We start from the raw sequence: 11,240 nt of genomic DNA, 5'->3' as shown, positions 1-11,240 counted from the left end.
GGAGGAGTCCAAGCCAGCTTGGACCCTACAATGTACTGACTGCTTCTGGGTAGATGCGCTTCTAGAGAAGCATCTACCCATGCTATCTACTGTTTAGGGTGGTGGTAGATACGGACTACTGGGGTCAATTGGTTCTTCCTGGCGGGGATTGATACCTGTAGAGAAGCGCCCTGAGGCCTTTCCCGCACGGCGTTGAGCTCCTCTGATTCCAGTATCGTGGCGTCCTGCCTCTTTGCCGGTCTCTCTGACCGCCTCTTCACCCTTGCCTACCCCGCTCTGGTGCACGGGTTCAGAGGTTTTCTTGCCCTCTGCCATAGTCGTACCTCTTTCTATAGCGGAACCGCGCTACAACGGCTGTCCAAAGGTGGGTGAATGCACAACCTGTAACTCTTTCCCCTTGCCCAGGTACATGTGCACACCGCAGGGTAAGCAGGGATCAAAGCTGCGTACCGTGCGCATGATATCAATGCCCTTGAAGTTGTCTGGCCCATTCTCCTCGAAGATGGGCGTATTTTGTACGGCATCTTCGTATGGTCCAGGAGTGCCATAGATGTCGCGCACGCTGGCATTCCAGGGCGTGGGTGGATAGGGATGATAGTTGGCGATCTTCCCGTTCTCGATCACCATATGGTGCGAGAGCACGCCGCGAACAGCTTCATGGAAGCCGCAGCCAATGGCCTCCTTCGGCACCGAGAAGTCGCTCCAGGTCTTGGTATGCCCGGCGCGGATTTCGGCCAGGGCTTTATCCATACAGTAGAGAGCCACCGCAGCCGCATAGGCCTGGAAGTAGGTACGCGCGCGGTCGCGCTCGAGAGCGTTGCTCCACTGGGGAATCTTCCACTCAAACTCAACCTCGGGCTTCATAGCCGTCTTGGGCAGGCGGATCTTCACGCTATGGCCTGTGGCCTCGATATAGCCATCCAGGTTGACCAGGCCAGCCAGGGCCGTGGTCCATAGGCGCGCGATGGGGCCGCCGCCGGTATCCAGGGCCAGGTGTTTGCCACTACGCTGATCGTACCAGCGGGGCGACATGACCCAGCTATACTTCTCATTGAAGTCGCGCTTCTGCGGCTTTGGAATCGTCGTCTGGTTCCAGGGATGATGCTTATCGACCGGGTTCCCCAGGGGATCGCGATCAACAAAGGTGCGCTCGTTCTGCCAGTCATCATAGTATGAGCTGCCCAGCAGAATGCGAATGCCCAGGTTGATGTCTACGAGGTTCGTGGTGATCAGTTCATTGTCGACGATCACGCCTGGCGTCACAAACATGGCCTTGCCCCACTCATTCATCGTGCGATAGTCATAATCGCAGACGTCCGGGTCCTGGAATGAGCCCCAGCAGCCGAGAAGTGTCTGACGATGCCCGACTTTCTCATAGCCGGGGAGGGCCTGGTAGAAGAAGTCGAAGAGATCATCATGCAAAGGGACGACCTTTTTCATGAACTCGACGTACTTCATCAAGCGGACCAGGTAGTCGGTGAAGAGCTGGACAGTCGCGACGGTACCTACACCACCGGGATAGAGGGTCGAAGGATGAACGTGGCGTCCTTCCATGAGGCAAAACTTCTCACGTGTCAGCCTGCTCATTTGCAGTGCTTCACGATAGAACTCGCCACTGAAGGGATTGAGCGCACGCATAATGTCGGCAATGGTGCGATAACCATGATCTTTAGCGTGCGGAGCCTCGGTCTTTTCCGCCAGGTCGAGTACGCCAGGGTTGGTCTCGCGTACCATCTGTTCGCAGAAGTCGACCCCCGCCAGGTTCTCCTGGTAGAGGTTATGGTCGAACATGTACTCCGCGGCCTCGCCCAGGTTCAGAATCCACTCGCCGAGCGCGGGTGGTTTGACTCCATAGGCCATGTTCTGGGTATAGACCGAACAGGTGGCGTGGTTATCGCCACAGATGCCACAGATGCGGCTGGTAATAAAGTGCGCGTCGCGTGGATCCTTGCCCTGCATAAAGAGGCTATAACCACGGAAGATTGATGAGGTACTGTAACATTCAGCGACCTTGCGCTGCTGGAAATCGATCTTGGTATAGATGCCCAGGCTCCCTACGATACGAGTAATGGGATCCCATGCCATTTCTACGAGCTGGGTTGGTGGCGCTGGAGCTGCTCCTCTCTTGATTTGAGTCGCCATAAATCTCTCTCTTTCTGTCGAGATGTTTCATTGCGCTAGCATCTCGTGGTGGCGTTTACCATTTCGGGTGATAGCTCGTCGCCAGCTCCCGGCCCTTGTGCCGCCAGGATGGCTCTTTGTTGAGTGTTGTGTTAGTGATACTGCGCAGCTTGCGCATGACCGGGCCATAGAGCTCAATCAGGTTAGTAGAAGCCTTGGCGCCGGGTGGCTCATCCATGAAGGGCATGAACTTGTCGGGGAAGCCGGGCATGGTGCAGCCGATGCAGATGCCGCCGACATTGGGGCAGCCGCCCAGACCCGCCATCCAGCCACGCTTGGGCACGTTGCATTGCACGACCGGTCCCCAGCAGCCCAGTTTGACCAGGCACTTGGGCGAACCATACTCGGTCGCGAAGTCACTCTCCTCGTAATAGCTGCCTCGGTCGCAGCCCTCATGGACGGTTTTGCCGAAGAGCCAGGTGGGTCGCAAGGCCTCATCGAGGGGGATCATAGGAGCCATGCCTGCTGCCTGATAGAGCAGGTAGAGCAGGGTCTCCATGAAGTTATCGGGTTGTACTGGGCAACCTGGCACATTCACGATTGGGATGCCGGCCCATGAGCGCCAGTTCTTGCCCAGGTAGTCTGCCAGTCCCATAGCGCCAGTAGCATTGCCCTGCATGGCATGAATGCCGCCATACGTGGCACAGGTTCCTGCGGCAACGACGGCCCAGGCCTTGGGAGCCAGGCGATCTATCCATGTGGCTGTGGGAATGGGCTGGTTGGTTACCGGGTCATTGCCCTGAGCAGCCCAGTAGCCCTCTGCTTTGATGTTTTCATTGGGAATGGAGCCCTCAACAACGAGGACAAAGGGGTCGATCTCTCCGCGCTCGGCCTTATACCACCACGTCATAAAGCCTTCTCCAACCTCGTAGGCCAGTACCGGATTGTGTAGATGCACCTGAGGAAGCCCAGGGATGGCGCCCATTACCACGTCTTCGACGCTTGGTTGGCTGGCTGCGGTAATCGAGATGGTATCTCCATCGCAGCCCAATCCCCCTGTCATCCAGATAATATGAACTTCCTCTACGCGTGCTCGCGTTGCCATACTATCCTTCCTTGAGCATCTCTGCTCCTGGTTGGTAGCTCTGCCCAGGCTGCTCATGTGCTGAGCTGAGGGCAGAAGCGGAGGCTATACAAAACAGATCGCGAAACTCTGGAGAACAGGCCAGATAGCCGCCTGGCGTTTTCTTTTTTTATGCTATGAAGAGGTTATAGAAGCATACCTTCAGGTTGTGTTTTGCTAGCAAGGAAGAGAAACAGGCAGCACTCCGAGCAGAAATTAGCCCGCCGCAGCACATACTTGTTGCTATCCATAGGGCATATGCAGCGAAGACGGTGCGACTTCTCCTCTGCCCTATCCTTACAAGCGAGCAAAATGTATCATAAAAAAAGTAGATTAGCAAGCTAAGCTATATATAGAATAATAGCTGTGTCTGTGTGTAAATAGACGATACCGCTACATTGCTGCTGTCACATTGCCTAAATTATGGTACCACTAGGTACTTTGTCCTATATATCGACGTGTATCATTGCATATCTGGCAATTTCAAGATAATATATCCTTAATCTCAGAAACACCGCTTGCTTGTTGAAGCGATGGTAAGAGATGCGCGTAAGGTTAAGGCAAAGGATTGTCTGCGCGTACAAATGGTAGTCGTTATATTGGTTTTTCTCAATGTATGCTTTGTGACCTGTGATCGCACAAGAAATCACAGAGCAGCAGGTGAGAACGCGAGCAAGGATTATAACCCTAGCCCTGGCCGTGCCAGGACGCAGAAGAGTGTCAATGGGATGGGTGGACTGCTCGTATGAGGAACACACAACCTGACGTTACGAAGAAGGGTTGACTGTTTTAGTTCCTGGCCAATGAGCTATGTTCTTATTCCGAAACCCAACGTCACTGGCGTGACTAGCGCTTCCCCCATTCGGGGACCACCTAACCCCCATTCGGGGGCAAGCGGTGGCACGGCAAGCGCACTCAGGGTTTTCGGAGAAGAAGATGTAGAAAGTCGAGAGGTCCTAATTGAAGGATTTTAAGCAGATCCGTAATGCCTTACGTTTGAACAACATTCAGCGCTTCGGCCTGGTGCGCTTCGCGCTTGTGCTTACCGTGCTCTGTCTGAGCATTCTCTGGGGAGCCAACACGGTGGGCGCTCATGCCCAGACCCGTTGTAGCGGAAAGTCCTATGACGTGGTGAGTGGTGATACGTTGAGTGCTATTGCAGCACAATTTGGCCTGAAATGGCAAGATCTGGCGAAGCAGAACGAACTGACAAATCCCAATCTTATTTTTGTCGGTCAGCAAATCTGTCTTTCGAATGCGGAGAAGAGTAATCCCGCCCCGGCTCCCGCACCTGTGCAGAAGCAGCCCGTCACGACTGCGCCTGCCGCGCCTGCACAGACCACAAGCACGAGCATTGATGGGATGATTGACCAGGTATTTGGCGCTTATGCTCCTGGGGCCAAGCATGTCGCGATGTGTGAATCATCGATGAATCCCAATGCGACTAATCCCTATGCCATTGGTGGTAGCCATGCCGCCGGCCTGTTCCAGATTCTCTATCCAAGCACCTGGAATACGACGTCGCAGGCCAGCCAGTCGCCTTACAACGCTCAGGCGAATATCAAGGCCGCCTATGAAATCTTCCAGCGCGACGGCTATAGCTGGCGCGAGTGGGTCTGCCAGCCCTAATCCTGGCAAATGGATTTACTACCAGCCCAAAGTATGGACCCGGCTAGAGCATATCGCTAGCCGGGTCCATACTTTGGGCTGGTACTCGACCATGTGTAGACGCGTGCTTATGGAGTTTTAATAATTAATCAGATAACGTTGAGCATTATCGTTCCCAGATTAATTATTAAAAGAGCATTAGCAGCGTCAGTAGAGTACTCTGCCAATAAGACATTTATGTTACCTGCTACCTTTCTCATACTCAAACGTGTGCAAGACACGCCCGAGCGGTCAGTTCTTCCTGCTTCATCGTCGATAGCCAGCGCACGGGAACCTTTGGATCAGCCCTCCCGTTTCGGTCTCACATCAACTCCCCAGGCATTTTACGTCCGGCGGTAGCCACTCTCCAGGACGGCCAGCGTTACGCGTGAAGCTGGCGAAGCTGTTGTGTTGCGAACCACAGCACATTCAAGGCGGCATTGAGGTCCCGATCGATGACCAGCCCACAGGCCAAGCACTCATAGGTGCGGTGTTTGAGCGGCATCCTCTTCTTGACCTGCCCACAGCACGAACAGCGTTTGGTCGAGGGAAACCAGCGCGAGGCGATGAAGAGATCGCCCCCGGCGTTGGCCACTTTGGTCTTGAGGAACTGCAACAGCTGCCCCATCGCGGCATCGGCTACGGCACGCGAGAGCTTCCGGTTGGCCATCATCCCCAGGATGTTGAGGTCTTCGATGCCGATGGCCCCGCAGGTTCGCGCCAGTTCGGTCGTGAACTTGTGCTGGACATCCCGCCGGATGTTGGCGATCTGCTGATGCTTGCGCGCGACCTTGAGCCGTTGCTTCTCATACTGCTTGCTGAAGACGGTTCGCTTGGTTTGAAGGTCTTTCGTCTTCTGTTTCTTTGACAGCTTCCGTTGCAGCTTGCCGAGCTTCTTGAGATGGAGCGCGAACGGCCTTTGGTTCTCAAGCCGTCGTCCATCGCTCACCACAGCAGCTTGCTTCAAGCCCACATCCACCCCCACCACAGCTTCGGGGGTTTTGAGGCGCTCCCGTGTGATCTCTACCTGGATGGAGATGTACCAGTGGCCCGCTTCGCAGCTGACGGTCCCCCCAGGATCTTGACGCGTTCGCACGCGACGTGCTTGCGCCTGTTGCGTTTCTTCGTGGGAGTGGTGGCTGCCCCCTTTTCGACGAAGCGCAGTTTTTCTGCCAGGTTCACCGTCCCCAGTTTGCGTAGGAGCTTGCCCCGGTCCTTCTTCGTTTGGCGTTGATCGAGGATGAAACGGCCAAGCCCGGGGATCGAGATCCAATGGCTTCCCAAGGTGAATTTATCGTTGGAGAGATAGAACGATTCGTGCGACTTCCCCTTTTTCTTGTACTGGGGGTAGTTCGCTCTGCCTGCAAAGAAGTTGTCATACGCTTTCTTGAGGTCGTCGAAGGCTCCCTCCACCACACATTTCGTGACGTCATAGGTCCAGGGGTACTCGTGTTCTCGAATCCGGTTGAATTGCTTCTTGAGTGCGAGGGCATGCGGCAGTTTGAGCACGCGCTGCTCCTCGGGAACGGTTTCCTGCTCAGCTTTATACGCCTGATACTGCTTTTCCCACTGCTCGCGCCCCCAGTTGTAGAGAAAGCGCCTCGTGCCACAGGCTCGTTTGAGATACTCCACCTGTTCAGGCGTGGGGTTCATCCGGATCTTGTGCGCGGTTTTCATCCTTGAGCGCCTTTTCTCACGCGTTGCGGGAATGCCGCAGGCCATACAATCTCGATGAAAAACAGTGGAGCATGCTCATCACATCCTGGACAAGCTCTTGTTGTGGAGAGAGCGTCTCGGTGTTCATCACGACCAATTCCGTGTGGTGGGTCTCGCACAGGTGTTTGATCAGAGCAAAGCCAAAGCGCGCCAGCCGATCCTGGTGCGCAATGAGCACACGCTCCACTTCCCCTGCCACAATGGCATCCACCAGAGTCAGAAACCGTTTGCGCTCAACATTGAGACCCCCACCAATCTCCAGAATCCAGTCGTCCACCACCAGCTGCTTGGAGGCCGCGTAGTTCGAGAGCGCTCCTCGTTGGTTCTGCAAGTCCGGTCGTTGAGCAGGACTCGACACCCGGCAAGAGGCGATCGTTCGGCGAGCGGCTGGCCGCTGAGGAAGGTTGAGTGCCGTGGCCAGATCGGCCTCATTGTAGTAGCGGCGCCCGGAAAGCGTTCGTTTGGCTTTGAGCCTGCCTTCTCGGTCCCAGCGCTGCAACGTTTTCACGCTGACACCCACCTGCTTGGCAAATTGTGCGACTAAGTACATATAATGATTTTAGTTCACTTTCGTGCACTTTGTCAATACCTAGTACATTCCTCCCTCTTTGGGGAAACATTCCCCGCCGATCTATGCTACAAATAGCCATACTTTCCCCCTATTGACAAAACAATGACGTTCTGTTAAATTTATGACTACAAAGTCAAAGATTTAAATGTTAAGTCAAACTGAACGAAGAGAAGTCACGCTTTGGCTTTGTAAGTCAAGTATTGGGAGGCATGGAACGGATCGTATGGCTCAATCCCTCTCTCTGAAGGAGCGACAACGCAAGGAGCGCGAGGACCTGATTCTACAGGTCACCCAGGACATACTGTTTGAACAGGGCTATCACCAGATGTCTATGGACGAAATTGCGTCTCGCGTGGGAATTGCCAAAGGTACGCTCTATCTGCATTTTCAACACAAAGGAGATCTTGTAACTGAACTCTTTGCGCGTCGCCTGCATTCTTTTCAGGAGATGGTTGAGCAAGCCATGGCGACTCCGGGCTCTCCTCGCGAACGCCTGGTCTGCGTGCTTGATTCAATGCTGCTGTACCTTTCCGATAAGTACGCACACTTTATGTATGCGTACCATAATAATCTGGAACTGGCATCTTTGCTCCAGGCGAAGCTTTCACAACCTTTTACCTGTATTCGGCAGGGCATTGCCACGTTGCTGGAGGAGGGGAAGCAGGTTGGTGAGTTTGAAGCCTCTCTGCCTACCTTTGTGATGGTGCAGACGTTTTTTAGTGTACTCTCGCCCCTGGCCTATACCCATGTGCTACGGGAGAATCCTCAGCTCACACCTGAAGAACTGTCGGGCTACCTGAAGCGCATTTACTTTCAAGGCATCACTGCTCATCGATGAGCTGAATACATCGCCGTTATTTCCTATCGTGCTGTTATAAACTATTGTTAACCTGATGATCAGACGTACATATTACCCGTCACCGGTAACTGGATATGGTGTCTTATTCTTCTATCCGCTACCAATGTATGTATGTTTGCTTAAATCTTTCTCGTTTGCCTTGTGTGTTTTTTTAGATTGATGTATTGAAATTTTTGTATACATACTAGGAGGTGCTTGCGTGCAAGTTTCCGTCCCCGCTGCAAAGCGAGAGGGAGGCCTCCCGTATAAGTGGATTGTGGCTGGCGTGGTGATTTTTGGTATCTTCATGTCTATTCTGGATGGTACCATCGTCAATATCGCTGTCCCCCGATTAGAGACGGCCTTTGGTTCTGATCTTAATAGCGTACAGTGGGTGCTTACCGCTTATACGCTGGCTCAGGGCGTCGCTACTCCGCTTACGGCTTTCCTTGCCGATCGTATCGGTACTAGACGTTTATACATTCTGGCTCTGGCAGGCTTTACCCTTGGCTCGGTCTTGTGTGGCCTCTCCTGGAGCTTGCCCATGCTCATCCTCTTCCGTATCATGCAGGGTGTGGCCGGTGCCTTTCTCTCGCCTCTAGCCATTACCTTGCTCTACCGCGAGTTTCCTCCCCAGGAGCGTGGTACTGTGATGGGTGCGCTGGGTATTCCTATCTTGCTTGGCCCGGCTCTGGGACCAACTATTGGTGGCTACATCGTGACCTATATGGACTGGCAGTTGATTTTCTATATTAATCTGCCAATCGGTATTCTGGGCGTCTTGCTGGCCTTCTTCTTCCTGCGCGAGGGCGAGATCGTTCCGGATAAAAAGTTTGATATTCCTGGTTTCTTATGCTCAAGCATTGGGCTGGCTCTCCTGCTGTATGGCCTCTCTGATGCCAGTACAGATGGTTGGACCTCACCTATCGTCATGGGCTCGTTGATCGTGGGTATTGTTCTGCTGATAGCTTTCGTTGTCGTGGAACTGAGACTCTCGCGTCGTAATGAGCAACCATTGCTAGACCTGACGGTGTTCGCGGATCGCTCGTTCTCTACCAGTAGCATTGCCAGTATTCTGGTGACCTTTGCGCTCTATGGTGGTCTATTCTTGATCCCCATCTATCTGCAAAACCTGCGTGGTCTGAGCGCGTATCAGGCTGGCCTGGTGCTGCTGCCGCAGGCGCTGGCTTCGATGGTGGCTGTACTTATTGGTGGTCGCTTGGTGGATAGGATTGGTGTGCGAGCCGTGGTTATTCCAGGCTTGATTATTCTGGCGATTGCCATGTGGCTTTATACCTCGCTGAACACCTCAATTCCCATTGGTGATTTCCAGTGGCTCTTGATCTTACGCAGCTTTGGCATTGGCCTTTGCATGCAGCCATTAAGTGTCTCGGCGCTGGCCAATATTCAGCCTCGCCGCCTCTCACAAGCTTCTTCCGTGAGTACGACGCTGCGTTTCGTTGGTAGCTCTCTAGCTGTAGCGATTATCGCGACGCTGGTGCAATCACAGAACAAGGTTCACTACGCTCACCTGGCTGAGCAGGTGACTCCTACGTCTTCGTTTGGTCACATGGTAATGATGATTCAGGCGGGACTGATGGGGAATGGCGCTTCCGCGATGGCGGCGTATGCCTACGCGCTGAAGACTATTGGTGGACTTCTGCAACGCCAATCATATATGCTGGCTATTCAAGATGCCTTCCGCGTCAGCCTCTTCCTGGCCATTGTAGCCATCATTGCGACGCTTTTTGTGACTGGCAGCAAGAAAAAGGCTGTCGTGGTTGACGAGGCGTCGATGACCGCTGAAGAGCGTGCGGAGGCGGAAAAAGCCCGTGAGGAAGCGTCGATGGCGCTCTAATCCGGCACACTCTCGATTCGTAATTTATTAGCTTGCGTAAGCACTTTTGATATTCTTCGTTCTTCTCATTTTACTACTTCATATCCGAAAACCCTGAGCGCGAAGCGCTAGTCACGCAAGTGACGTTGGGGTTCGGAATAAGATCCTTAGGAGGAAACGCATCGTGCGTCGTCTCATTCTTGTTCCAGTTCTCGTCTTTGTGGCCCTGCTGGCTATCGCGGGTGCCGGTGTCTATTGGTTCTACAATAGCTATAACTTCTACTCCACCGATGATGCTCAGATTTCCGGGCAGATTCTCAGTATCAGCAGTCCCCAGGCGGGTCAGTTAACGCAACTGAATGTCAAACAGGGCGATAAAGTTCAGGCCGGACAGGTCATTGGTAGCGTGGCAGCTGTCGCGCAGACCGGCCAGAAGGTGAACGTCAATCTGACCAGTCCTATTGATGGCACTATCGTGCAGGAGACCGGTGTTGAGGGACAGCTTGTCAGCGCTGGCCTCTCCCTGGCTCAGGTCGTTGACCTCTCGAAGCTCAATGTGACCGCGTATGTTGACGAGGCTCAGCTCAACAATATCAAAAATGGTCAGGACGTGGATGTCAGTGTCGATGCCTACTCCGGCGATTCCTTCACTGGTCATATCGATCACATCGTGCAGGCGACTGCTGGCCAGTTCTCGCTGCTGCCTTCTTCCGATAACTCAAGCGGCAACTTCACCAAGGTTGGTCAGCGCGTTCCCGTGGTTGTGAGCCTGGATGGCAACGGTGGTCATACCCTGGTTCCTGGCTTGAGTGCTACTGTAAAGATCCACCTGCACTAATTTGTAGGGATTTACCGTACCACTCACTAGAAAGGAATGTCGCATGTTTATCGTCGGAGGTTTGATCGCGGTCGCGATCCTGGCGATTATTGGAGCCTTCCTCCTGGCGCGCGGTGGCGGAGCCACCAGAGAAGCGAAAAAAGCGGCGCCCGCCGCGCCAGTTCAGGCTCAGGAGGCCATCCAGCAACAGCCGGCTGTGCCTGCCGAGGAGGGTGTGCATACACGCCCACTCGCGTCTGAGTCTACCGCGCAGACGCCTGTCGCTATCGCTGACGCGCCCACAGCTGCTATCCCGGTTCAGGTCTCTCAGCCTCTCGCTGCGATGCCATCTCTGGACCATTTTGAGCAAGAGATTCACATGCTGCAGGATAATGTCTATCAACTGACCGAGCAGCTTCAGATTCTCAATCATCACTCCCGTGAGATCGAGCAGCGCCTGGGACGCATCTATGCCTCCCTCTCCCAACGCGAGCACAGTGCTCCGGCCCCAAAGGAAGAGCGCACTTACTAAAAAGAGAGAAGAGGGAGTGCTGGCCGGGCGACCGCCCG

General features: G+C 54.0%; 9 protein-coding genes and 1 pseudogene. 5 read left to right on the top strand and 5 right to left on the bottom strand.

Annotation, left to right across the window (positions count from 1 at the left end):
- Nucleotides 1-93 precede the first annotated feature (93 nt).
- From KTE_RS03420 to KTE_RS03410, 3 genes are read right to left on the bottom strand one after another with little or no spacing between them, the layout of a single operon-like run.
- Nucleotides 94-315, bottom strand: coding sequence for a hypothetical protein (locus KTE_RS03420; RefSeq protein WP_201378559.1), 222 nt, complete (start codon nt 313-315; stop codon nt 94-96).
- Between the two features lie 30 nt (nt 316-345).
- Nucleotides 346-2,142 carry a nickel-dependent hydrogenase large subunit gene (locus KTE_RS03415; RefSeq protein WP_201378558.1) on the bottom strand — a complete coding sequence of 599 codons (1,797 nt, stop codon included), beginning with the start codon at nt 2,140-2,142 and terminating at the stop codon, nt 346-348.
- Between the two features lie 55 nt (nt 2,143-2,197).
- Nucleotides 2,198-3,226, bottom strand: coding sequence for a hydrogenase expression protein HypE (locus tag KTE_RS03410; protein ID WP_201378556.1), 1,029 nt, complete (start codon nt 3,224-3,226; stop codon nt 2,198-2,200).
- 978 nt (nt 3,227-4,204) lie between these two features.
- Here KTE_RS03410 and KTE_RS03405 point away from each other — a divergent pair.
- Nucleotides 4,205-4,873 carry a LysM peptidoglycan-binding domain-containing protein gene (locus tag KTE_RS03405; protein WP_201378554.1) on the top strand — a complete coding sequence of 223 codons (669 nt, stop codon included), beginning with the start codon at nt 4,205-4,207 and terminating at the stop codon, nt 4,871-4,873.
- A 400-nt stretch (nt 4,874-5,273) separates the two neighbouring features.
- Here the strand turns inward: KTE_RS03405 and KTE_RS03400 are convergent.
- Nucleotides 5,274-6,568: pseudogene (locus KTE_RS03400) on the bottom strand (RNA-guided endonuclease InsQ/TnpB family protein).
- A gap of 16 nt (nt 6,569-6,584) precedes the next feature.
- The gene (locus KTE_RS03395; RefSeq protein WP_201378546.1) at nt 6,585-7,157 is read right to left on the bottom strand and encodes an IS607 family transposase; all 573 of its coding nucleotides are present in this window, start codon (nt 7,155-7,157) and stop codon (nt 6,585-6,587) included.
- 244 nt (nt 7,158-7,401) lie between these two features.
- On the opposite strand from KTE_RS03395, the gene KTE_RS03390 reads away from it, so the two are divergent.
- The 4 genes from KTE_RS03390 (at nt 7,402) to KTE_RS03375 (ending at nt 11,202) form a co-directional block, all read left to right on the top strand.
- Nucleotides 7,402-8,016, top strand: a complete 615-nt coding sequence (locus KTE_RS03390) for a TetR/AcrR family transcriptional regulator (RefSeq protein ID WP_201378543.1) — start codon at nt 7,402-7,404, stop codon at nt 8,014-8,016.
- 220 nt (nt 8,017-8,236) lie between these two features.
- Complete coding sequence (locus tag KTE_RS03385; protein ID WP_201378541.1) at nt 8,237-9,874, top strand: DHA2 family efflux MFS transporter permease subunit; 1,638 nt, start codon at nt 8,237-8,239, stop codon at nt 9,872-9,874.
- A gap of 163 nt (nt 9,875-10,037) precedes the next feature.
- Nucleotides 10,038-10,691 carry an HlyD family secretion protein gene (locus tag KTE_RS03380; RefSeq protein WP_201378535.1) on the top strand — a complete coding sequence of 218 codons (654 nt, stop codon included), beginning with the start codon at nt 10,038-10,040 and terminating at the stop codon, nt 10,689-10,691.
- 43 nt (nt 10,692-10,734) lie between these two features.
- On the top strand, nt 10,735-11,202 hold the full coding sequence (locus tag KTE_RS03375; protein WP_201378534.1) for a hypothetical protein: 468 nt from the start codon (nt 10,735-10,737) through the stop codon (nt 11,200-11,202).
- Nucleotides 11,203-11,240 lie beyond the last annotated feature (38 nt).

The sequence above is a fragment of the Ktedonobacter sp. SOSP1-85 genome (assembly GCF_016587415.1).
Taxonomy (GTDB): domain Bacteria; phylum Chloroflexota; class Ktedonobacteria; order Ktedonobacterales; family Ktedonobacteraceae; genus Ktedonobacter.
This window is presented reverse-complemented; position numbering and strand designations above follow the sequence as displayed.

Bases quoted from the DNA above. Each gene is read 5' to 3' on its own strand.
- KTE_RS03420 (WP_201378559.1), bottom strand. From the start codon at position 315: ATGGCAGAGGGCAAGAAAACCTCTGAACCCGTGCACCAGAGCGGGGTA.
- KTE_RS03415 (WP_201378558.1), bottom strand. From the start codon at position 2,142: ATGGCGACTCAAATCAAGAGAGGAGCAGCTCCAGCGCCACCAACCCAG.
- KTE_RS03410 (WP_201378556.1), bottom strand. From the start codon at position 3,226: ATGGCAACGCGAGCACGCGTAGAGGAAGTTCATATTATCTGGATGACA.
- KTE_RS03395 (WP_201378546.1), bottom strand. From the start codon at position 7,157: ATGTACTTAGTCGCACAATTTGCCAAGCAGGTGGGTGTCAGCGTGAAA.
- KTE_RS03390 (WP_201378543.1), top strand. From the start codon at position 7,402: ATGGCTCAATCCCTCTCTCTGAAGGAGCGACAACGCAAGGAGCGCGAG.
- KTE_RS03375 (WP_201378534.1), top strand. From the start codon at position 10,735: ATGTTTATCGTCGGAGGTTTGATCGCGGTCGCGATCCTGGCGATTATT.